General features: G+C 68.6%; 20 protein-coding genes, 1 other RNA gene and 1 pseudogene. 15 read left to right on the forward strand and 7 right to left on the reverse strand.

The features are described 5' to 3' along the window. The 3 genes from L995_RS08410 to dapF form a co-directional block, all read right to left on the reverse strand. Positions 1-576, reverse strand: a 576-nt coding sequence (locus L995_RS08410; RefSeq protein ID WP_047470976.1) for a site-specific integrase, incomplete at its 3' end; no start/stop codon positions are given. Between the two features lie 14 nt (positions 577-590). Continuing rightward, positions 591-1,304 (reverse strand): DUF484 family protein, encoded by a 714-nt coding sequence (locus L995_RS08415; protein ID WP_016448045.1) that lies wholly within the window; start codon positions 1,302-1,304, stop codon positions 591-593. Beyond that, positions 1,301-2,161 carry a diaminopimelate epimerase gene (gene dapF / locus L995_RS08420; protein WP_016448046.1) on the reverse strand — a complete coding sequence of 287 codons (861 nt, stop codon included), beginning with the start codon at positions 2,159-2,161 and terminating at the stop codon, positions 1,301-1,303. The genes L995_RS08415 and dapF overlap by 4 nt, the downstream gene beginning before the upstream one ends. A 127-nt stretch (positions 2,162-2,288) precedes the next feature. Between dapF and L995_RS08425 the strand changes: the two genes are divergently transcribed. The 5 genes from L995_RS08425 (at position 2,289) to L995_RS08445 (ending at position 8,767) form a co-directional block, all read left to right on the forward strand. Beyond that, positions 2,289-3,959, forward strand: a complete 1,671-nt coding sequence (locus L995_RS08425) for an MBL fold metallo-hydrolase (protein WP_047470957.1) — start codon at positions 2,289-2,291, stop codon at positions 3,957-3,959. A 53-nt stretch (positions 3,960-4,012) separates the two neighbouring features. Continuing rightward, positions 4,013-4,756 carry a pseudouridine synthase gene (locus L995_RS08430; RefSeq protein WP_012203381.1) on the forward strand — a complete coding sequence of 248 codons (744 nt, stop codon included), beginning with the start codon at positions 4,013-4,015 and terminating at the stop codon, positions 4,754-4,756. Between the two features lie 128 nt (positions 4,757-4,884). After that, positions 4,885-5,046: a hypothetical protein gene (locus tag L995_RS34270; protein ID WP_231574387.1), complete on the forward strand. Its 162-nt coding sequence runs from the start codon at positions 4,885-4,887 to the stop codon at positions 5,044-5,046. Beyond that, entirely contained in the window at positions 5,046-6,146 is a 1,101-nt protein-coding gene (locus L995_RS08440) for a FecR domain-containing protein (protein ID WP_231574388.1), read from the forward strand. The genes L995_RS34270 and L995_RS08440 overlap by 1 nt, the downstream gene beginning before the upstream one ends. 146 nt (positions 6,147-6,292) lie before the next feature. Then, positions 6,293-8,767, forward strand: a complete 2,475-nt coding sequence (locus L995_RS08445) for a TonB-dependent siderophore receptor (RefSeq protein ID WP_047470963.1) — start codon at positions 6,293-6,295, stop codon at positions 8,765-8,767. A gap of 44 nt (positions 8,768-8,811) precedes the next feature. On the opposite strand, the gene rnpB is transcribed toward L995_RS08445, so the two are convergent. Together rnpB and L995_RS08450 are read right to left on the reverse strand one after the other, a co-directional pair. Next, positions 8,812-9,244, reverse strand: an RNA gene (rnpB, locus tag L995_RS31375) — RNase P RNA component class A. A 56-nt stretch (positions 9,245-9,300) separates the two neighbouring features. Continuing rightward, positions 9,301-10,095: an AraC family transcriptional regulator gene (locus tag L995_RS08450; RefSeq protein WP_016453123.1), complete on the reverse strand. Its 795-nt coding sequence runs from the start codon at positions 10,093-10,095 to the stop codon at positions 9,301-9,303. A gap of 96 nt (positions 10,096-10,191) precedes the next feature. On the opposite strand from L995_RS08450, the gene L995_RS08455 reads away from it, so the two are divergent. The 4 genes from L995_RS08455 (at position 10,192) to L995_RS08470 (ending at position 14,878) form a co-directional block, all read left to right on the forward strand. Beyond that, positions 10,192-11,091 carry a DMT family transporter gene (locus L995_RS08455; protein ID WP_034366269.1) on the forward strand — a complete coding sequence of 300 codons (900 nt, stop codon included), beginning with the start codon at positions 10,192-10,194 and terminating at the stop codon, positions 11,089-11,091. 257 nt (positions 11,092-11,348) lie between these two features. Continuing rightward, a complete protein-coding gene (locus L995_RS08460; RefSeq protein WP_016448052.1) occupies positions 11,349-12,674 on the forward strand; it encodes an MFS transporter in 1,326 nt (441 codons plus the stop codon). A gap of 105 nt (positions 12,675-12,779) precedes the next feature. Then, positions 12,780-13,457: a DUF2848 domain-containing protein gene (locus L995_RS08465; RefSeq protein ID WP_043822013.1), complete on the forward strand. Its 678-nt coding sequence runs from the start codon at positions 12,780-12,782 to the stop codon at positions 13,455-13,457. Positions 13,458-13,507: 50 nt separating this feature from the next. Beyond that, a complete protein-coding gene (locus L995_RS08470; RefSeq protein WP_047470970.1) occupies positions 13,508-14,878 on the forward strand; it encodes an amidase in 1,371 nt (456 codons plus the stop codon). Positions 14,879-14,898: 20 nt separating this feature from the next. On the opposite strand, the gene L995_RS08475 is transcribed toward L995_RS08470, so the two are convergent. Further along, entirely contained in the window at positions 14,899-15,834 is a 936-nt protein-coding gene (locus L995_RS08475; RefSeq protein ID WP_047470973.1) for a LysR family transcriptional regulator, read from the reverse strand. A 138-nt stretch (positions 15,835-15,972) separates the two neighbouring features. On the opposite strand from L995_RS08475, the gene cysK reads away from it, so the two are divergent. From cysK to L995_RS08485, 3 genes are all read left to right on the forward strand, one after another. Next, positions 15,973-16,890: a cysteine synthase A gene (gene cysK / locus L995_RS08480; protein WP_016448056.1), complete on the forward strand. Its 918-nt coding sequence runs from the start codon at positions 15,973-15,975 to the stop codon at positions 16,888-16,890. 42 nt (positions 16,891-16,932) lie between these two features. Beyond that, complete coding sequence (locus tag L995_RS34635; protein WP_013804127.1) at positions 16,933-17,064, forward strand: hypothetical protein; 132 nt, start codon at positions 16,933-16,935, stop codon at positions 17,062-17,064. Positions 17,065-17,203: 139 nt separating this feature from the next. Then, positions 17,204-19,060, forward strand: coding sequence for an ABC transporter ATP-binding protein (locus tag L995_RS08485; protein WP_016448059.1), 1,857 nt, complete (start codon positions 17,204-17,206; stop codon positions 19,058-19,060). On the opposite strand, the gene L995_RS08490 is transcribed toward L995_RS08485, so the two are convergent. Further along, on the reverse strand, positions 19,057-19,803 hold the full coding sequence (locus tag L995_RS08490) for a GntR family transcriptional regulator (RefSeq protein WP_016448060.1): 747 nt from the start codon (positions 19,801-19,803) through the stop codon (positions 19,057-19,059). The genes L995_RS08485 and L995_RS08490 overlap by 4 nt on opposite strands. A 97-nt stretch (positions 19,804-19,900) precedes the next feature. On the opposite strand from L995_RS08490, the gene pcaB reads away from it, so the two are divergent. The 3 genes and pseudogenes from pcaB to fumC form a co-directional block, all read left to right on the forward strand. Then, positions 19,901-21,283, forward strand: coding sequence for a 3-carboxy-cis,cis-muconate cycloisomerase (pcaB, locus tag L995_RS08495; RefSeq protein WP_047470975.1), 1,383 nt, complete (start codon positions 19,901-19,903; stop codon positions 21,281-21,283). 44 nt (positions 21,284-21,327) lie between these two features. Beyond that, positions 21,328-22,320 (forward strand): tripartite tricarboxylate transporter substrate-binding protein, encoded by a 993-nt coding sequence (locus L995_RS08500; protein ID WP_012203368.1) that lies wholly within the window; start codon positions 21,328-21,330, stop codon positions 22,318-22,320. A gap of 4 nt (positions 22,321-22,324) precedes the next feature. Then, positions 22,325-22,498 (forward strand): annotated as a pseudogene (gene fumC, locus L995_RS32930) (class II fumarate hydratase); the annotation flags it as partial.

The raw sequence follows: 22,498 nt of genomic DNA on the forward strand, positions 1-22,498 counted from the left end.
CCGCGTCTGCGTGTCCTGGCCGGGCGCCACGTCCAGGCCCACCAGCTCGCCCACGCGCAGGCCGCAGCTGTACAGCAATTCGGTGATGGCGGCGTCGCGCGCCTCGATCCAGGGGTCGGCATCGGCGTTGCCGAAGGCGGCCAGCTGCACGGCGTCATCCACGCCCAATGCCTTGGGCAGGGGTTTGGGGGCCTTGGGGCCGCGCACGCCCTCCACAGGATTGAAAGGCACCAGCGACTGCTGGGCCGCCCAGCGGAAGAAGCTGCGCCAGCCGGACAGGATGAGCGCAATGCCGCGCGGGCTGCGGCCCCGGGAATGCATCCGGGCCACGAAGCGGCGGATGTGGGCGGGCTGCAGCGCCAGCAGTTCCTGGCCGGCGTCGCGGGCCATGGCGCACAGCCTGGCCATGTCCAACGCATAGAGCTCGCAGGTGCGGTCGGCCAGGCGCTTTTGCACGCGCACATGCTCCAGATAGGCATGGACGGCGGAGGGGAGCAGCGCCAAGTCTTCTGCCTCCAGATCCTCTGCCGGAAGGCCGCCTTCCGGGAGCCCGTCCCTGTCCGATGCCCCCGGCATGGGCTTTCAGCCGATCAGCCGCGCGCCAGGGTCAGCGCCACGGGCCGCATGCGCGAGAGGGCCGCGCTGGCCAGGGCCGCGATGCGCGAGAGGAATTCCGTGCCCATGGTGGCCTCGAAGCGCAACGGATCGGGCGAGCCCAGGACCAGCATGCCGAAGGCATGGGCCGGGTTGCCGGGGTCGCCATCGTGCAGGGTGAGCAGGGCCAGGGACTGGGCCGCGTCGGGATCGACCAGCCAGCCGCCGGGCTCGAAGCCCATGTTGGGGCCGCAAAACGGCATGGTCAGCGAGGCAGCGAAGGACTTGGCATCGTCGCTGACGCCCATGGTGTAGATGCTGCTGGTCTGCGCGCCGGAGACGTTCCACAGGCGCAGGGCCACCTGGGGCACCTCGAAGACATGCTGCAGGCTGGCCGTCAGCGCATGGGGCAGTTCGCGCAGGTCCTGGACCTTGGCCAGGGCGCAGCTCCAGGCGTGCAGCTTGTCGGCGATGGAGGCGTTCTCGCTGCTGTGCCGCATCATGTCCATGATGCGGTGCTCCAGGCCCTTGATCTTCTCGCGCAGCATCTCGGCCTGGCGTTCCTGCAGGCTGACGGTGCGCGGGCTGTGGCTGCTGACCAGCTGCACGCGCGCGAGCATCTCGGCGTGGCGCTCGAAGAATTCCGGATGGTTCAGCAGGTAGTCGGCAATCGTCTCTTCGGTGACGGCGATATCGGTAGTGCTGTTCATGGCTGGTCGGGAACCTCGATCTGTCCTTCAAAAACAAACTCTGCGGGGCCGGTCATGCGCACTGCGCCGCCGTCCCACTCGATGGTCAGCCGGCCGCCGCGGGTGTGCACATCGACGCGCGCGTCGAGCAGCCCCCAGCGGATGCCGGCCACCACGGCCGCGCAGGCGCCCGTGCCGCAGGCCAGCGTCTCGCCGGCACCGCGCTCGTACACACGCAGCCGGATCTGGCCGCGATCGACGATCTGCATGAATCCCGCATTGACGCGCTGGGGAAAGCGCGCATGGCGCTCGATCAGCGGGCCCCAGGTGGCCACGGGCGCATGGTCCACATCGTCGACCAGCTGCACCGCATGCGGGTTGCCCATGGAAACGGGGGCGATCCAGACCGTGGCTTCGTCGCCCAGTTGCAGGGGCCATTGCTGCGCCGCACCCAGCGGGCGGGGAACCAGGCCTGCACCATCGAAGGGCACCAGGGCGGGCTCCAGCACGGGCTGGCCCATGTCCACGGTGACGCGGCCATCGGCATGCAGCTCGGGGGCGATGAGGCCGGCCAGCGTCTGCACGCGGATGACGGACTTGTCCGTCAGACCCTTGTCGTGCACATAGCGGGCAAAGCAGCGCGCACCGTTGCCGCACTGCTCGACCTCGCCGCCGTCGGCGTTGTGGATCACGTATTCGAAGTCGATGCCTTCGGCGGGCGAGGGCCGCACCGTGAGGATCTGGTCGGCGCCCACGCCGAATTGGCGGTGGGCCAGAAAGCGGTACTGGGCTGCGCTCAGGCCCAGCGGGCCGGCGGTTTCGTCAAGGACCACGAAATCGTTGCCAGCGCCCTGCATCTTGGTAAAGCGGATCTGCATCCCGCGATTATCCCCTGCACGGCAGCCTCATGGCGCAATCCGGGGCATGCCCTGGTGCAGAGCGCCATCCAGCCGCCTGCGTCTCCGGCGCAACAGCACGATGCAGGTCCATCCGCATAATGCCCCCATGACCCGCCCCAGCCAGCTCCTGCACCCCCAGCGCCAGCCCGTAGACACGCTCAAGGCCTCCACCGTTTTGCTGATGCGCGACCGCGCCGATGGCAGCGGACTGGAGGTGCTCATGACAAGGCGCTCGCCCAAGGCCAGCTTCGTGCCCAGCGCCTATGTCTTCCCGGGCGGCGGCATCGAGGCCCAGGACGCCGCCGACGCCGCCCATGCCTGCGCCAGCACCCGCCCCGCCCAGGCCGGCGATGGCCTGCGCGTCACCCAGGCCATCGCCGGCCTGCGCGAGACTTTCGAGGAGCTCGGCATTTTGCTGGCCCACGATGCCCAGGGCCGACCGGTATCGGCCGCCGAGCTGGCCACGCTGGACCGCAATGCTCCCCTGGTTCCCCAGTGCGAGGCACGCGGCCTGCGCCTGGCCGTGGATGCGCTGTGGTACCTGGCCCACTGGACGGCCGACCGCGACCTGCCCCGGCGCTTCGATGTGCCTTTCTTCGTGGCGCGCATGCCCGAAGGCCAGGAGCCTGACGCCGACGGATCGGAACAGTTCGAGCCCATCTGGGTGAGCCCCCAGCAAGCGCTGGAGCGCCACCGCGCCGGTAGCTTTCCCATGATCTTTCCCACCATCCGCACGCTGGACCGGCTCAGCCGCTTCGCGGGCACCGATGCCGTGTTCGCCGCCCTGCAAGGCGAGCGGCCGCTGTGGCAGTGCTGCCCGCGCACCGGCTTTCTCGATGGCAAGGAAGCCCGCCACATGGAGGACGAGGCCCCCTTCGGCGAGCTGGAAATGGTCTGCCCGGACGGCCAGATCCTGCACACGCTGGACTGGCAGAGCGAGCGCGCCGTGCCCCTGCGCAAGAACCTGCTGCGCCTGACGGCCCCCAACCCCGGCGTGATGACCGGCCCCGGCACCAACAGCTATCTGGTGGGCGATGCCGCCACGGGCTACATCTGCATCGATCCCGGCCCGGCCGACGCCGCCCATGTGCAGCGCCTGTTCGAGGCGGCCGGCGGCGACATACGCCACATCCTGTGCACCCACTCCCATGCCGACCATTCGCCGGGCGCTGCCCTGCTGCAGGCGCTGGCGGTGCAGGCCGGCAAGCCACGCCCGGCCATCGGCGGCCTGCCTTCGGCACCCACGGCCCGGCCGGCCAGCCGCTTCACGCCAGACCACGTGCTGGCAGATGGCCAGCGCATCGCCGTGCAGGATGCGCAAGGCACCGTCACCCACACGCTGCAGGCCGTGTTCACGCCGGGCCATGCGGCCAACCACGTGTGCTTTCTGCTGGAGGAAGATGCCCTGCTGTTCAGCGGCGACCACATCCTCAACGGCAGCACCACCATCATCGATCCGCCCGACGGCAACATGCGCGAGTACATCGATTCGCTGGACAGGCTGGACGCGCTGTGCGCCGCGCACGATGCGCGCTTCATCCTGCCGGCCCATGGCTATGTGCTGGGCTTTGCGCGCCAGGCGATCGCCAAGCTGAAGGCCCACCGGCTGGCGCGCGAGGCCAAGGTGCTGGCCGCCATGCAAAGACAGCCCGACGGCAGCGTGCAGGACTGGGTGCGCCTGGCCTATGACGACGCCCCGCCGCAGCTGTGGCCGATTGCCGAGCGCTCGCTGCTGGCGCATGTGGAGCGCATCCGTGCGCTGTGCGGGCGGCAATGACCGGCAATGACCGACGACGCGCGCGGGGCCTGGTATCTGGTTAAGCTGCGCGCATGTCTGAATCTGAAAGCGTTCGCCTGGCCAAGCGCCTGGCCGAACAGGAACAATGCTCGCGCCGCGAGGCCGAGCTGCATATCACCGCCGGCAACGTCCAGGTGGACGGCAAGGTCGTGCAACTGCCCGAGACGCGCGTGCGCCCCGAGCAGCAGGTCACGCTGCGCAGCGGCGCCCAGCCCGAGGCCGTGCCGCCCGTCACCCTGCTGATGAACAAGCCTGCGGGCTATACCCAGGGCCGGCCCTATGGCCGGGTGCGCAGCGCCCACTCCCTGCTGGGCGAAGCCAGCATGGCCCAGGTGGACACGCCCATGCCGCTGCTGGTGCTGGCCCAGCACTTCAAGAACCTGGAATCCTTCCTGCCCCTGCCGCTGCCTGCCAGCGGCCTCATCGTCTACACCCAGGACAAGCGCGTGGCGCGCAAGCTGGGCGAGGAAGGCATGTGGCTGGAGCAGGAATGCATCGTCGGCGTCGAGGGCCAGATCCACGAGGACGGCCTGGAGCTGATGAAGGCCGGCCTGCCGATCGGCAAGCGCCAGCTGCCGCCCTGCCGCGTGAGCTGGCAGAACGAGAACCATCTGCGCTTTGCGCTCAAGGGCATCGCTCCCGACGAGATCGATGCCATGTGCACCGAAGTGGGCCTGCGCGTGGTCAGCCTGCGCCGCCTGCGCATTGGCCGCCTCTCTCTGGCCAAGGTGCCCGAAGGCCAGTGGCGCTATCTGATGCCCTGGGAGCGGTTCTAGGCCGGCATTGCCGGGTGCGCGGCGGGCAGCACATTCGGCAAATGAGAATCATTTCATAGAATGCGGGATTCCCGTGCTGCCTTCGGGCCTCCCGCATGCCTGCGCCCGCCTCTTCCTCCTCTTCCCTGTTGAGCACCTTCCAGGACAGCTACCACGAGCTGGTGCGCTTCGTGGCGCGCCGCGCCGGCCCGCAGGCCGCGCGTGACCTGGTGCATGACGCCTGGATACGCCTGGCCGAACGCCAGCGCGTCGAAAGCGATGCGCCAGCCGCGCCTATCTCTACGCGGTGATGGAGAACATCGCCATCGACCACCTGCGCCATGGCCAGCGCACGGCCGAGCGATTTGACACCAGCGCGAGGGAAGGCGAGCCGCCCTCCCCCCTCAGCCCCGATGTGGCCGACACCCATTCCTACCGCCAGGCCCTGGCCGGGGTCGAAGGCGCCCTGGCGCAGTTGCCCGCGCGCTGCCGCGACATCTTCCTGGCCGACCGCATCGAGGGCGCCTCGCATGCCGAGCTGGCCGAGCGCCACGGCGTCTCGGTCAAAACCGTGGAACGCGAAGTCATGCGCGCCATGGACAGCGTGGAAGCCTCGCTGCACCGCTGGCGCGGAGACACCGCCGCACCCGCACCACGCACGGGCCGCCGCCGCGCCCTGTCCACCCTGCTGGGGATGGCGGGCCTGGGTGTCGGCAGCCCGGCGATCTGGCTGGCCTGGCGCCAGTGGATGCCGCAGTACCAGGTGCGGCTGGCCACGGCCACCGGCCGCCTGCTGAACCAGCCCCTGCCCGACGGCAGCACCCTGACGCTGGACGCCGCCAGCCGCGCCGAGGTGGACTTCTACGCCACGCGCCGCCAGGTGCGGCTGCTGGCCGGCAGCGCCTTCTTCGCCGTGGCGCGCGACACGGAACGGCCCTTCGTGGTCCAGGCAGCGGACGTACAGGTCACCGTGCTGGGCACGCGCTTCGAGGTGGCGCTGGAGGACGATGCGGTGCTGGTCGCCGTCGATACGGGCCGCGTGCAGGTGCGCGACGGCAGCGGCGCCCGGCATGCACTGGGCGCAGGCCAGATGCTGCGCCTGGCGCCAGGCCAGACGGCCGCCGTGCAAACGGTTGCGGCAGTGGCCGCCTGGCGCGAGGGCTGGCTGGACTTCCAGAACACGCCGCTGGCCGAGGTCGCCCGCCGCCTGGAGCGCTACAGCCTGCAGCCACTGCGCGTGGAGCCTGACGCCGCCGCCCTGCCCGTGCTGGGGCGCGTGCGCATTGCGGCGGCCCAGGGCTGGCTGCGCATGCTGCCGCGCACCCTGCCGGTCAGCGTGCAGGAAGAGGTGCAGGAAAAGGAGCAGGGACCGGGAACCGGGCGCACCCTGGTCATCCGCCGCCGCAGCTGATGCGCCCATGGCCCCGGAATGCACGGCGCATGCGCACCAGGCGTGAGGGAATGTCTGCGCCCGTTCGTATAGGCATGAGGACCCGGGAACGCGACGCATTCGCAGCCCGGGAATCGCCATTGCCCAGATCCGCCACGGGACCTTCCATGTCTTCATTCCCCTCCAAGCCTTCCCGCCTTGCCCGCCACCATGCCGTTGCCGCGGCCATCGCGCTGCTGGCCGTGCAGCTTTCTCCAGCCGCTCTGGCCCAGGCGACACCGACCACAGCCACGGCCGCCAGCACCGACTTCCACATTCCCGCCCAGCCGCTGGACCAGGCGCTGGCCCAACTGGCCCGCCAGGCCGGCCTGCAGCTGCTGGCCGCGCCTGAACCGGTACAGGGCCGCCGTGCGCCCGCCGTGGAAGGGCGCCTGAGCACCGCCGCCGCCGTGGCCCGGCTGCTGCGCGGCAGCGGGCTGGAAGGCCATGTGAGCCAGGGCACGCTGGTGGTGGAAAAGCCCGCCGGCACCGTGGCCCTGCCCGAAGTCACGGTGTCCGCCGTGGGCGAGACCACGACCACCGAGGGCTCGGGCTCCTACACCACGGGGCTGATGAGCACCTCGACCAAGCTGCCGCTGTCCATCCGCGAGACGCCCCAGTCCCTCACCGTGGTCACGCGCCAGAAGATGGACGACCAGGGCATGCTGTCCATCGACGACGTGGCCAACAGCGCCACCGGCATCACCATCAACCGCTGGAGCGACGACCGGGCGCGCTACTTCTCGCGCGGGTTCGTGATCGGTTCGTTCCTGCAGGACGGCGTGCCCGTCTCGTATGAAACCGACACCTCCACCTACGACACCATGGCCATGTACGACCACGTGGAAGTGGTGCGCGGCCCCACGGGGCTGATGACGGGCGTGGGCGACCCTTCGGGCACCATCAACTTCGTGCGCAAGCGCGCGCCGCGCACCACCCAGCGCTCGGTCACCCTGCGCGGCGGCAGCTGGAACCAGGCCGTGGGCGAGCTCGATGTGGGCGGCGCCCTCAACGAGGACGGTTCGGCACGCGGGCGTGTGGTGGCCTCGGCCCAGTCGCGCGACCACTTCATTGATGGCTATAGCAGCCGCCGCCAGCTGTTGTACGGCACCGCCGAGTTCGACCTGGGGCGCGACACCACGCTGAGCGTGGGCGGCTCCTATGTGAACGAAGACAACCCCGGCTCGCAATGGATGGGCGTGCCGATGGGCTTCGATGGCTCCTTCCTCGACATTGCGCGATCCAGGCGTTTCTCTCCCTCCTGGAGCAAATGGGACAAGAAGGAGGTCAGCCTGTTCGCCGACCTGGAGCACCGCTTCGACAACGGCTGGAAGGCCAGGCTGGCTGCGCGCGCCCTGCAGGCCCAGTCCGCGCTGGACGGCGCCTACCTGGTCTCGGGCGGCCAGGACGAACAGGGCCGCACGCGCTACGACGTGGCCGGCGGCCTGTACGACTACGACAAGAGCCAGCTCAGCCTCGATGCCTCGGCCCAGGGCCCCGTGCGCCTGTTCGGCCGCGAGCATGACCTGGCCTTCGGCCTCAGCCGCCGCACCATCCGCTGGAGCGACCAGGGCTACAGCTACCTGTCGCCCACGGGGGAATGGCTGATCGCCAATGGCGTCGATCCCTATACCTGGAACCCCGACTCGCTGGACCGCTCCGGCCTGCTGGCCGAAGACCTGTGGACTCGCCGCCAGAAGACCACGCTCACCTCGGCCTACGCCACGGGCCGCTTCCTTCTGGCCGAGCCGCTGAACCTGATCGCCGGCGCGCGCCTGGACTGGTACGACTTCACCAACGCCCAGCGCCAGGGCAGCTGGAGCCGGGAGCGCGAATTCAGCGAGAAAGCCCATGCCACGCCCTATGCGGCGCTGACCTATGACATCAGCAAGACCTACTCGGCCTATGCCAGCTACACCAGCATCTTCCGGCCGCAGGATTTTCTGGATGTCTCGGGCAGCATGCTGGCGCCGGTGGAGGGCCGCAACTTCGAGCTGGGCCTCAAGGGCAGCTACCTGGACGAGCGCGTGAACCTGGCCGTTGCCGTGTTCAACACCACGCAGGACAACCTGCCCCAGGCCATCGCGGACATCAACTCCTGCACGGTGAAGACCAATTGCTACCGCTCCGTCGGCAAGGTCAGGAGCAAGGGGCTGGACGTGGACATCAGCGGCGAGATCCTGCCGCGCCTGAACGCCGGCCTTGGCTATACCTTCACCCAGGCCGAGATCGCCAGCGACAGCACCGACGGCGCCAAGGGCGCGCCCTATGCCAGCTACACGCCGCGCCACCAGCTCAAGCTGTCGGCCATGTACCACCTGGGCGGCGAGCTGGGCGCATGGCGCGTGGGCGGCGGCCTGCGCTACCAGAGCCGCACCACGTCCGAGTCGCTGACCAGCGCCGAGGGCTATGCAATCCGCCAGCCCGCCCATGCCGTGGCCGACCTGGTCATCGGCTATCGGGTGAACCGGCAGCTGGACCTGCAGATGAACATCAGCAACCTGTTCGACCGCCGCTATTTCGAGACCCTGGGCACGAACAACGGCGGCAACTATTTCGGCGTGCCGCGCAGGCTGCTGCTGACGGCCAAATACCAGTTCTGAACCGCCCATGAAAATGCCCCGCCGGTGGCGGGGCATGGAAGAAAGTGTGAAGCGCGCCGATAAGCCGGATTCTGTGCACGCGGTTGCCCGCATGTGACCGCCATTAATCTGGGCCGGGCGTCGCCGCCCGGCTCGGTGCTACCTACCCGCACACTCCGGGGGCCCCGTCAACGTGTGCCTACTTGGTATTGCTGCGCGTAGAGATTGCCCGTTTCACCCGGGGACGCGTTCCGCGTCCCCGGGTGGCTATGGGGCCCAGGCTTTCGCCTGGGCGTCTGGCTTGCGCCATCCGTCGCCAGCTTGCGCTGGCACCCCATAGAACACCAAGTTGGCGGCACATGTCCCCGACTCGTCTCTGTTGCTCTGATCCTCACCTCACGGTGGACAGCCGTTAGCTGCTACGCTGCCCTGTGCAGTCCGGACGTTCCTCCAGTGCCGTGTTTCCACGATTGCACCAGCGGCGGTCTGGCGTGCTTCACGGGCGGCATTATCTCGCGGCTGGGGCCGGGCTGCAGACAGATGGCGCAACAGCCTCACGGAGGCATGCAGAACTCGCGGCGGAATTGTTCGGGTGAGGTGCCGGCCTCGCGCTGGAACATGGCGATGAAGGCCGAGGGCGTGCTGTAGCCCAGGTCATAGGCGATCTGCTGCACGCTCAGGCCGGCCTCCAGCGCATCGATGGCCAGCAGGTAGCGCATGCGCTGGCGCCATTCGCCCAGGCCCATGCCCAGCTCGCGCTGGCAGTGGCGCGCCAGGGTGCGCTCGGTCATGTGCACGCTGGCGGCCCATTGGGCCAGGCTGCGGTGGTCCTCGGGCGCAGCGCGCATGCGGGTCAGCACTTCGACCAGGGCCGGGTGTTCGGCGGCCGGCAGATAGCCGGGCTCCACGGGAACGGCCCGCAACTGGTCGTAGAGCACACGGGCCAGGCGCAGGTCGGCGTCGGTGGCGGGAATGTGCACGTCGCGCACGGCAAAGTCGGCCAGGATGGCCTTGACGATGGCGCCGATGCGCATGGAGCATGGCTGCGCCGGCAGCTCCCTGCACAGCGCAGGCGCCAGGTAGACCGAGCGGTAGACCACGGCGTGCGCCACATGGCAGCTGTGCACCACGCCGGGCGGCACCCAGACGCCGTACTGCGGCGGCGAGACCCAGCGCTGGCCTGCCGTGTCCATGCACATGCTGCCGTGGGGCGTGTAGTTCAGGTGACCCCAGCTGTGGCTGTGCGGCGGCACCTCGGTGTCGGCGCCGAATTCGTCGTAGCGGAAGTAGTACTCGCCCGGCACATCCTCGACGTTCTGGATGCGCATGGGCTTGCTGGGACGGGGCATGGCGGATGGTCCGGGTTGCGCTATCGATTGTCCGAAACCAGGGATGCACTCCAAGTCGGACAGAACGATCATAGGACCAGTCTTAGGAGTCTTCCAATGGGGTCTTACCTTTTCCCTTTGATCGCCGTGCTCATCTGGTCGGTCAATACCGTGGTCAGCAAGATGGCGGCCGACAGCATCGGCGCGGCCGAGATCGGTTTCTACCGCTGGCTGGTGGCAGCCGTGCTGTTCACGCCCTTCCTTTTGCCGTCCATCTGGCGCCAGCGCGCCGACATCCGGCCGCAGCTGCCGCGCCTCATCGTGCTGGGAATGCTGGGCATGGTGATCTACCAGAGCCTGGCCTATTACGCGGCCCATATGACATCGGCTACGCACATGGGCCTGATCGGCTCGCTCACGCCCATGATGGTGCTGGGCCTGTCCACCGCCATGCTGGGCCAGGCGTTGAGCCGGGGCGCCGTGCTGGGCTGCGTGCTGGCGATTGCGGGCGTGGCCCTGGTGGTGTCTTCGGGGCAGCCTGCCACCTTGCTCACCCAGGGCCTCAATGGCGGTGACGCGCTGATGTTCGTGGCCATGCTGGCCTATGCGGTCTACAACATCCTGCTCAAGCGCTGGCCCATGCCGCGCCTGGCCACGGTGCAACTGCTGTACCTGCAGATCCTGGTGGCCGTGATCGCGCAGCTGCCGCTGTTCCTGATGGCGCCGCGCACGGGGCTGAACGCGGCCAACCTGCCGCTGGTGGGCTTTGCGGGCATCATGGCCTCCATCGCCGCGCCGCTGCTGTGGATGATGTCGGTGGCGCGCATCGGGCCGGGCCGCTCCAGCATGTTCTTCAACCTGGTGCCCATCTTCACGGCCGTGATCGCCTTCATGGCATTGGGCGAGCCCCTGGCGGCCTACCACGCCGTGGGCGGCGTGCTGACCATCGGCGGCCTGCTGCTGGCCGAGCTGTGGAAGCAGCCTTTGCGCGCACCGCGTGCCGCCGCCACCGCCTGAAAAAATCAGGGTTTTCCCGAGCGCAAATGGTGCACGCATGCCGCATGCCGGTGCGGCGCCCGCACTATTGCTGCCCATAAGAATTTGCATTCAGGCCTGCTCATAATTTCTTGTTGGACAGCCCTGTCCTGCCTTTCGATACTGCCGCCAAAGGAACCGCTGCAAGCGCCAGACGCCTGAGGTTCCCACGACACACGGGCCCGGTCCCAGCGGCCTGGCCCGTGTGCCCGCTGCACTTTCGAAGACAGGAGACACCCATGAGCAGCCCGGCATCCGCCGCACATCCCCTCGCACAGAGCACAGGCGCCGGCGAGGCCGCGTCCCTCGACATGGACGCCACCTACCGCAAGATCGCCTGGCGCCTGATCCCTTTTCTGGTCCTGCTCTTCATCCTGGCCTGGATAGACCGCGTCAACGTCGGTTTCGCCAAGCTGCAGATGCTGGACGACCTGCAGTTCAGCGAGGCCATCTACGGCCTGGGCGCAGGCATCTTCTTCATCGGCTACTTTCTGTTCGAAGTGCCCAGCAACCTGCTGCTGGAGAAGATCGGCGCACGCAAGACGCTGGCGCGCATCACCATCCTGTGGGGCGCGGCCTCCATGGCCATGGCCTACGTGACCACGCCCACCATGTTCTACGTGCTGCGCTTCGTGCTGGGCGTGGTGGAGGCCGGCTTCTTCCCCGGCGTGGTGCTGTACCTGACCTACTGGTTCCCGGCCCGCCACCGGGCGCGCGTCAACGGCCTGTTCATGACCTCGTTCGCCATTGCGGGCGCGGTGGGCGGCCCGATTGCGGGTGCCATCATGAATGGCATGCAGGGCGTGGGCCATCTGTCCAACTGGCAGTGGCTGTTCATCCTGGAAGGCATTCCCTCGGTGATCGCCGGCTTCTTCGTGCTGCTGTACCTGCCCGAGAAGCCCGCCAACGCCAGGTGGCTGAGCGCGGCCGAGCAGCGCGCCGTGACCGCTGCCGTGGAGGCCGAGAACCAGGGCGGCCACAAGCATGTGTCCTTCCTGGACGCCTGCCGCAACTACCGCGTGTGGCTGTGCGCCGCCGTGTATTTCTGCATCGTCAGCGGCAACGCCACCATCGCGTTCTGGTCGCCGTCCATCATCAAGGAGATCGGCATCCAGAACACGCTGCAGATCGGCCTGATCTCGGCCATTCCCTTCCTGGCCGGCACGCTGGCCATGGTCTGGAATGGCATGCATTCGGACAAGACCGGCGAGCGCCGCATGCACTGCGCCCTGTCCGCACTGATCGCGGCGGCGGGCCTGATCCTCACGGGCCTGTTCCTGCACAACGCCGTGCTCGCCCTGTGCGCGCTGACGCTGGCCTCCATCGGCATCCTCGCGGCCTTTCCCGTGTTCTGGTCAATTCCTGCCGCCTTCCTGGCCGGCACGGCGGCGGCCGGCGGCATTGCGCTGATCAACTCCATCGGCAACCTGGCCGGCTTCGTGGCGCCCTACATGATCGGCGCGCTCAAGACCAGCACGGGATCGCTGTCCTCGGGCCTGTACTTCGTGGCAGCCCTCGAATTCCTGGCGGCCTTCCTGGTCGTGCTCTTCGTCAGGAAGCAGTGAGGCCTGCGCGTGCGGTGCCGCTCCACGCCCTCCGCACGCCACAGCCTGACTTCCGCGTTTTCTCACCGGGGCCCGCGGCCCCGAATTCCCCCTGGATCGCCTGCCATGCAACTGCAGTTCACCACCCCCGAAGGCCAGACCTTCGCCCCTGAATTCGACACCCTCATCGTCGCCGGCTGGGCCGGCCGCGACCGCGAGGCCATCGAGCACCACATCGAGGAGCTGGCCGCCATCGGCATCCCGCGCCCCAGCGCCGTGCCGCTGTACTACCGCATCTCCAGCAACCAGCTGAGCCAGCACAGCGCGCTGCAGGTGCTGGGCCCGGACTCCTCGGGCGAGGTCGAGGTCTTCGTGTTCACGCACGAAGGCGAGATGTTCGTGAGCCTGGCCTCCGACCACACGGACCGCAAGCTGGAAGCCTACAGCGTGGCCTTTTCCAAGCAGGCCTGCGTCAAGCCCGTGGCCACCCAGGCCTGGCGCTTTGCCGACGTGGCCGGCCACTGGGATGAGCTGGTCGTGCGCTCGTGGATCGTGGAAGACGGCCGCGAGGTGCTCTACCAGGAAGGCACGCTGGCCAGCCTGCGCACGCCCCAGGACCTGATCGCAGGCTTCACGGGCGGCAAGGATCTGCTGCCCGCAGGCTGCGGCATGACCTGCGGCACGGTGGGCGCCATCGGCGGCATCCGCCCCTCGACGCAGTTCTCCATGGAGCTGTACGATCCCCGCAGCCAGCGTTCCATCCGCCACAGCTACCGCAGCGAACTGCTGGACGTCGTGGCCTGAGCCGCGACTCCGATCCGCCCACGCCCGCCTTCACCCACAGGACTTCCCACATGACCCAAGCCCTCCCCCTGCCCAGCCTGGAACTGGCATCACAGCGCCTGCATGGCGGCGAAACCAACTCGGTGCAGCTGACCGAGCAGGCCCTGGCCCGCACCATGTCGGGGGAAGGCCCCAAGGTGTTCACGCGCGTGTTCCAGGGCGCGGCCCTGGCCGAGGCCCGCGCCAGCGACGTGCTGCGTGCGGCCGGACTGGCGCGCTCGCCCATCGAGGGCCTGCCGGTCTCGGTCAAGGACCTGTTCGACATCGCCGGCTTTCCCACGCTGGGCGGCTCGCGCCTGCTGGCCGACGCACCGCCCGCGCAGCGCACGGCCGAAGTGGTGCAGCGCCTGCGCCAGGCCGGCGCCGTCATCGTGGGCACGACCAACATGACCGAGTTCGCCTACTCTGGCCTGGGCATCAACCCGCACTACGGCACGCCGCGCAATCCCTGGCAGCGTGACGAGGGCGGCGGCCGCATCCCGGGTGGCTCGTCCTCGGGCGCGGCCATCTCGGTCACCGACGGCATGGCCATGGCGGCCATCGGCTCGGACACGGGCGGCTCGGTGCGCATTCCTTCGGCGCTGTGCGGGCTCACGGGCTTCAAGCCCACGGCGCGCCGCGTGAGCATGGAGGGCGTGCTGCCGCTGTCGGCCAACCTGGACTCCATCGGCCCGCTGGCCCCCAGCGTGCGCTGCTGCGCCACGCTGGACGCCATCCTCTCCGGCGAGCCGCTGGGCGAGCTGCATGCCGCCCCGCTGCAGGGCCTGCGCCTGCTGGCACCCACCAACGTGGTGCTGGACGGCATGGACGCCACCGTGGCCGCCGCCTGGGAGCGCGCCCTGTCCCTGCTGTCGCAGGCGGGCGCCCACATCACCCATGCCGTGGTCGCGCCCTTCGGCGAGCTGGCCGACATCAATTCCAAGGGTGGCTTCACGGCCGCCGAGGCCTGGGCCTGGCACCGCCACCACATCGCTACGCGCCTGTCCGAATACGACCCGCGCGTGGGCACGCGCATCCTGCGCGGCAAGGACATCAGCGCGGCCGACTACATCGACCTGCTGGCACGCCGCAGGCAGTGGATTGCCGCCGTGAGCGCCCAGATGGCCGACCATGACCTGATCGTCATGCCCACCGTGCCCGTGGTCGCCCCGAAGATCGCCGACCTCACGCAGAGCGACGAGGCCTACTTCGGCGCCAACGGCCTGATCCTGCGCAACCCCACGCTGATCAACTTCCTCGACGGCTGCGCCATCTCCCTGCCCTGCCACCGCGCAGGCGAGGCGCCCGTGGGCCTGAGCCTGGCCGGCCTCGGCGGGCAGGACCGGCGACTGCTGTCCGTGGCCCTGGCCGTGGAGCAGCTGCTGGCTTCGGCGCAGGGCTGATCGACCAGACAGCCTCGGGCCTAGCCGCCCAGGCCGCTGCCCGGCAGCCGCGCCACGGCCTGGCCGTGGTTCAGCGCAAAGGCGGCGGCGGTCTCCTCGGCCGCGCGCGCCACCACTTCGGTCAGCGGGTTCTGGTGGTCATTGCGGTAGCAGGCCACCAGCGGCAGCGAGGGGAACTCACGGTCCACGCGCAGCAGGCGCAGGCGCTGCTCGGCCAGCTCGCGCTGGATGATGGCCGGCGGCACGGCGGCCACGCCCAGGCCGTCACAGACCACGCGGATCATGGTGGCCACCGAGGCAATGCAGTTCAGGTGCACCGAGGCACTGCTTTCGGTGGAGAACAACTGCTCGATCACCGCATAGGGCTCGGAGCCGCGCGCAAAGCACATGATGGGAAAGGCCGCCAGCTCGGCCAGGCTCAGGGTCTCGTCGCCGATGCCCAGCTTGGGGCTGCCCACCCAGGCCATGGGAAATTCGCCCAGCGACAGATGGCCCACGCCGGCCGCCGTCACGGGCTTGGCCTGAAGCGACAGGTCCAGCTGCCCCTTCACCAATTGCTCGGACATGTGCAGCGTGGTGTCGCAGGCGATCTCCACCTGCAGGCGCGGATAGCGCTGCTGCAGCAGCGCCAGGAAATCGGGAAACCAGCTGTGCACGATGGACTCGATGGCGCCGATGCGGATCACGCCCGCATAGGCCTGCTTGTCCAGCATGTCCTCGCGCATCTCGCGCATGAGGCGCAGCATGCGCTCGGCATGGACCAGGGCCTTGGCGCCGTCGGCCGTGAGCGTGACCTCGCGCACGCCGCGGTCGAACAGGCGCACGCCGAACTCCTGCTCCAGCGTGGCGATGCGGCTGGAGACGGCGGCCTGCGTGGTGTACAGCCGCTCGGCCGTCATGCGGAAATTGCGCAGCTCGGCCAGCAGCACAAAGGTTTCCAGGAACCGTAGATTCATGCGGCGATGTTAGCCGTCCAGGCCATATCGATATAGCCCATGCATGGAACGCCTGCGTGCACAATGCTCCGTGACCGCGCACGCTGGCTGCGCAACACCCCGACTGTCCAACCACCACCCCAAAATCGCGGAGGTCTGATGAGAGCTGACAACATCCTGCAAACGATTGGCAACACGCCCCACGTGCGCATCAACCGCCTGTTCGGCGCCGGTGCCAATGTGTGGATCAAGTCCGAGCGCGGCAACCCCGGCGGCTCCATCAAGGACCGCATCGCGCTGGCCATGGTCGAGGACGCCGAGAAGTCCGGCGCCCTGAAGCCCGGCGGCACCATCATCGAGCCCACCAGCGGCAACACCGGCGTGGGCCTGGCCCTGGTGGCCGCCGTCAAGGGCTACAAGCTGGTGCTGGTCATGCCCGAGAGCATGAGCATCGAGCGCCGCCGCCTGATGCTGGCCTACGGCGCCAGCTTCGACCTCACGCCCAAGGAAAAGGGCATGAAGGGCGCCATCGCCCGCGCCCAGGAACTGGCCAGCCAGACGCCTGGCGCCTGGATTCCCCAGCAGTTCGAGAACCCCGCCAACATCGATGTGCATGTGCGCACCACCGCCCAGGAAATCCTGGCCGACTTCCCCGAAGGCCTGGATGTGCTGATCACCGGCGTGGGCACGGGCGGCCACCTGACCGGCGTGGCGCGGGTGCTCAAGGCCCAATTCCCCCAGCTCAAGGTCTTTGCCGTGGAGCCTGCCGCATCGCCCGTGATCTCGGGCGGCCAGCCCTCGCCCCACCCCATCCAGGGCATTGGCGCAGGCTTCGTGCCCAAGAACCTGGACACCAGCCTGCTGGACGGCGTGATCCAGGTCGAGGCCGAACCCGCGCGCGAGTACGCACGCCGCTCGGCCCGCGAGGAAGGCATCCTGGTCGGCATCTCCTCGGGCGCCACGCTGGCCGCCATCGCGCAGAAGCTGCCCGAGCTGCCCGCAGGCGCCAAGGTGCTGGGCTTCAACTACGACACGGGCGAGCGCTACCTGTCGGTGGAAGGCTTTCTGCCTGCCTGACCGGCGGCAAGCCCCGTCCGCTGCAGTGCACTGCACTGCAGCATGAAACACAAGGCCTCGCAAGAGGCCTTTTTTGTTGCCGCCAGCGGCATGCTGCATTCCCCATTCGCGCACAACGAAGCGGCCCCGGACGCGGACAATCTTCCCCACGGCGCGGTATTCCCCCTGCACTGAAATCCGGGCGCGAACTCTGGCGTAGGACAGTTGTGTGGAGATTTCTTACAAAACATGTTGCGGCCCAAGGTCATGCTGAGCGGGCATCGGGCAAACCCGACTCTGGCCTACGATGGTCTGACCAAGGAGTAAAAAAATCTTGTTCGGTTTCTTTGAAAAACGCGTCCCGCCCTATCCCAGCGTCGAGCCCACGGTCCCGCCCAAGGGCTTTTTTGCCTTCATCTGGGCCTGCACGCAAGGCATGCGCGGCTGGATCGCGCTGCTGACCTGCACCTCGGCGCTGCTGGCCGTCTACGAGGCGGCGCTGTTCGCCCTGATGGGCCATGTGGTGGACTGGCTTTCCACCGTGTCGCCGGCAGGCTTCTGGGAGCAGCAGCGCGGCACGGTCTGGGGCATTGCCGCCATCCTCTTGTCCAGCGTGCTGCTGCTGGCCTTTCACACGGCAGTGATGCACCAGGTGCTGGCCATCAATTTCCCCATGCGCCTGCGCTGGGTGTTCCACCGGCTGATGCTGGGCCAGAGCATGTCGTTCTATGCGGACGAGTTCGCGGGCCGCATCACCACCAAGATCATGCAGACGGCGCTGTCGGTGCGCGAAGTGGTGTTCATGGTGGTCGATGTGCTGGTGGGCGTGAGCGTCTACATGATCGGCATCCTGGTGCTGGCGGCCAGCTTCGAGTGGCGGCTGATGATTCCGTTCGCGCTGTGGCTGCTGGCCTATATCGGCGCCTGCTTCTACTTTGTTCCGCGCCTGGGCAAGATCGGCAAGGAGCAGGCCGATGCGCGCTCCATGATGACGGGCCGCGTGACCGATGCCTATACCAACATCGCCACCGTCAAGCTGTTCGCCCACACGCGCCGCGAGGCCGAGTACGCGCGCAACGCCATGGACGCCTTCAAGTCCACCGGCTATGCGCAGATGCGGCTGGTCAGCCTGTTCGAGATCACCAACCACCTGATGATCACCCTGCTGCTGGTGGGCTCCACGGGCACGGCGCTGTACCTGTGGTCTGCCGGCCAGGCCAGCGCGGGCGTGGTGGCAGCGGTGATTGCCATGGCGCTGCGGCTGATGGGCTATTCGCACTGGGTGATGTGGCAGATGACGGGCCTGTTCGAGAACGTGGGCACCATCCAGGACGGCATCCTCACGCTGACCAAGCCGCGCACCATCGTGGACGCGCCCGACGCCAGGCCGCTGCAGGTCACGCACGGCGCCATCGCCTTCGAGGACCTGAGCTTTGCCTACAAGGACGGCGGCAAGCAGGTGATCGACCACCTGAACCTGCACATTCGCGCGGGCGAGCGCATCGGCCTGATCGGCCGCTCGGGCGCGGGCAAGTCCACGCTGGTGAACCTGCTGCTGCGCTTCCATGAACCCCAGGGCGGGCGCATCACCATCGACGGGCAGGACATCCGCACCGTCACGCAGGACAGCCTGCGCGGCGCCGTGGGCATGGTGACGCAGGACACCTCGCTGCTGCACCGCTCCATGCGCGACAACATCCTCTACGGCCGACCCGATGCGACCGAGCAGGAGATGCTGGCCGCCGCGGACAAGGCCGAGGCCTCGGACTTCATCGCCACGCTGACCGACCTCAAGGGCCGCAGCGGCTACGATGCCCAGGTGGGCGAGCGCGGCGTCAAGCTGTCGGGTGGCCAGCGCCAGCGCGTGGCGATTGCGCGCGTCATGCTCAAGGACGCGCCCATCCTGCTGCTGGACGAGGCCACCAGCGCGCTGGACAGCGAGGTCGAAGCCGCCATCCAGCAAAGCCTGGACAGCCTCATGCACGGCAAGACCGTGATCGCCATCGCCCACCGCCTGTCGACCATCGCGGCCATGGACCGGCTCATCGTCATGGACCAGGGCCAGATCGTCGAGCAGGGCACGCACCAGCAACTGCTGGAGCTGGGCGGCATCTACGCCAAGCTGTGGTCGCACCAGAGCGGCGGCTTCCTCGCAGAGCAGGGCTCGGAAGCTGCCAACGCCAACGGCTAGACGCTCGCCAGATCCCGGTCCAACTGCGTATGCAATGTGTAGCGGCTGGCCGGGTGCAAGGTCACACTGAGGTCCATCAACTCCCCATCGGTATCCAGGTAGCGGCGCACGATCTTCAGCGCCGCTGACCCGGCCGGGGCCTGCAATTCCTCCGACAGCGCCTCGGGAATGAGCGCCCCCACCACGGCCTGCCGCACCCGCGCGATGCGCAGGCCGTATTGCTGCTCCAGCAGGCTGCTGACCAGCAACTCGGGCGCGGCGCGCACGCGCTCGGCCAGCTCCTGCGTGTCAAAGCGCTGCGCATCCACATAGACCACGGTCCAGGCAATGGGCAGGTGCGGCGCGGCGCCGTCGCGGCGCAGGCTGCAGATGGCCAGCCAGCGGCTGCCGGCCGGGCAGTCCAGTTCGGCGGCCAGGTCCTGGTCCAGCACCACCTCCTCGATGCGCCGCACTTCGCGCACATGGGTGGCGCCGAACTGCACCAAGTCCTCCAGCGAGGTCAGCGCCTGGCGGTAGTGCGCATGGGGCTGCGCCGCCTCCACGCGCGTGCCGACCTTCTTGCGCCGCGAGACCAGCCCCGACTGCTGCAGCTCGGCAATCGCCGCGCGCACGGTGTGGCGGCTCACGCCATAGCGGTCGCACAGCTCCAGCTCGGTAGGCAGCAGGGCGCCCACGGCGTATTCGCCCGAGGCAATGCGCTCGGACAGGTCGCGCGCCACCTGGGCATAGCGTGTCTCAGCCATGGGCGCAGGCCTTCCCCCCAGGCAAACCCGGATGTTCGTAATGTACGTACATAAATAAAAATATCGATATGTCCGAACTTAATCGCAATTGCGCACCATGACCCTTCCGTCCTTCACCGCCAGCACCGCCATCGATTCGCTGCTGTTCCGCGACGCCTTCGGCACCCCCGCCATGCGCGCCATCTTCGCCGACAGCGCGCTGGTGTCGCGCTACATAGAGGTCGAGGTCGCGCTGGCACGCGCCCAGGGCCGCTGCGGCGTGATTCCGGCCGAGGCCGCACACGAGATCGCGCAGCGCTGCAGCCTCGACGCGCTGGACTTCGAGCTGCTGCGCAAGGAAACCGACATTGTCGGCTACCCCATCCTGCCGCTGGTGCACCAGCTGGTGAAACAGTGCGGCGACGCAGGCCGCTACATCCACTGGGGCGCCACCACCCAGGACATCATGGACACGGCCACCGTGCTGCAGGTGCGCGATGCGCTGGACCTGGTCGATGCCGACATCGCCGCGCTGCGCACCATCCTGGCCGACCTGGCAGAACGCCACCGCGACACGCCCATGGCCGGCCGCACGCACCTGCAGCACGCCCTGCCCATCACCTTCGGCTACAAGGCCGCCATCTGGCTGGCCATGTTCGACCGCCATGCCCAGCGCCTGAAGGAACTGCGCCCGCGCGTGCTGGTGGGCCAGTTCGCGGGGGCGGCAGGCACGCTGGCCTCGCTGAGCGGCCGGGGCCTGGAAGTGCAGCAATTGCTCATGGAAGAACTGGGCCTGGGCGTGCCCGCCACCACCTGGCATGTGGCGCGCGACGGCCTGGCCGAGGCCGTGAATTTCCTGGCCCTGGTCACCGGCTCGCTGGGCAAGATCGCCTACGACGTGATGCTGCTGTCCTCCACCGAGTTCGGCGAGGTGTTCGAGCCCTTCGTCACGGGGCGCGGCGCCAGCAGCACCATGCCGCAAAAGCGCAACGCCATCTCCAGCGAGCTGATGCTGGCCGCCTCCAAGGCCGTGCGCCAGCATGCGGGCCTGATGCTGGACGCCATGATCCAGGACCTGGAGCGCGCCACCGGCCCCTGGCACGCCGAATGGGTGGCCCTGCCCGAGAGCTTCGTGCTCTCGGCCGGCGCGCTGCACCAGGCGCGCTTCATGCTCGGCGGCCTCATCGTCGATCCCGAACGCATGGCCCGCAACCTGGACATGACCGACGGTCTGATCGTGGCCGAGGCCGTGATGATGGGCCTGGCCCCGCACACGGGCCGCCAGCAGGCGCACGACATCGTCTATGCCGCCTGCCGCAGCGTCAACGCCGAGGGCGGCACGCTGGCCGATGCGCTGGCCCGCCTGCCCGAAGTCACGGCCCATTTCGACCGCGCGGCGCTGCAGCGCCTCACCGACCCGCGCAACTACCTGGGCGAGGCCCCGCAGATGGTGGACCGCGCCCTTGCGCTGTCGCGCGCCCATACAGCCAGCGGCCGCTGACATCCCGGCCCAGGACAGAACACAGCACTACAGGAGACAACACCATGCCTTTCCATCTTCCCCGCCTGCCACGCCTGGCCCTTGCCCTGGCCGCCACCACCTTCGCCCTGGCCGCGCACGCCCAGGGCGGCTACCCCGCCAAGCCGCTGACCTGGATCGTGCCCTTCGCGGCCGGCGGCCCCACGGACGCCATGGCGCGCGACATCGCCCAGCGCACCAGCACCCAACTGGGCCAGCAGATCATCATCGAGAACGTTCCGGGTGCGGGCGGCACCATCGGCGCGGCCAAGGCGGCGCGCTCGGCGCCCGACGGCTACAGCTTCCTGGTCGGCCACATGGGCTACATGGGCGCGGCGCCGTCGCTGTACAAGAAGCTGGCCTATGACCCGGTCAAGGACTTCGAGGCGGTGTTCCGCTTCCCCGACACGCCGCTGGTGCTTCTGGTGGGCAAGAACTCCCCGTACAAGACGGCCGAGGAGCTGGTGGCCTTCGGCAAGCAGAACCCGGGCCGGCTGAACTTCGGCAACGCGGGCGTGGGATCGACCTCGCACCTGGTGGCAGCGCTGTTCGCCAGCCGCGCGCAGATGGAGATCACCCAGGTGGCCTACAAGGGCGCGGCACCGGCCATGACCGATGTGATCTCGGGCCAGGTCGATGCCATGTTCGACCAGACCAACACCGCCCTGCCCCAGCTGGCCGGCGAGCGCATCCGCGCCATCGCCCTCACCTCGGACAAGCCCATGCCCCAGTTCCCGGGCGCCGCCGCGCTGGGCCAGAAGCTGCTGCCGGGCTTCGAGACCGCCACCTGGTACGGCATCTACGCGCCCAAGGGCACGCCGCGCGACGTGGTGCAAAAGGTCTACCAGGCCTATACCAAGGCCCTGGCCGACAAGGCCTGGACCGACAGGATGGCCGCCCAGGGCATACGCCTGCTGCCCGCAGATCAATACGCCCCCGAAGCCCTGGCACGCCACACGGCCGCCGAGGTGGAGCGCTGGCGCAAGGTGGCAGCCGACGCGAAGATCTCGCTGGACTGAGCCCATGGACCAGATACGCACCCAGGCCCAGGCACAGACCCAGGCTCATACCCGCATCGAGCACGATGCCTTCGGCCCCGTCCACATCCCTGCCGACCGCCTCTGGGGCGCGCAGACCCAGCGCGCGCTGGAGCTGTTCACCATTGGCGAGGAGCGCTTTCCGCAGGGCCTGTACCGC

Origin of the sequence: Delftia sp. ZNC0008 (assembly GCF_000799035.1) — a bacterium.
In the GTDB taxonomy this organism is placed as follows: Bacteria; Pseudomonadota; Gammaproteobacteria; order Burkholderiales; family Burkholderiaceae_C; genus Comamonas; species Comamonas tsuruhatensis.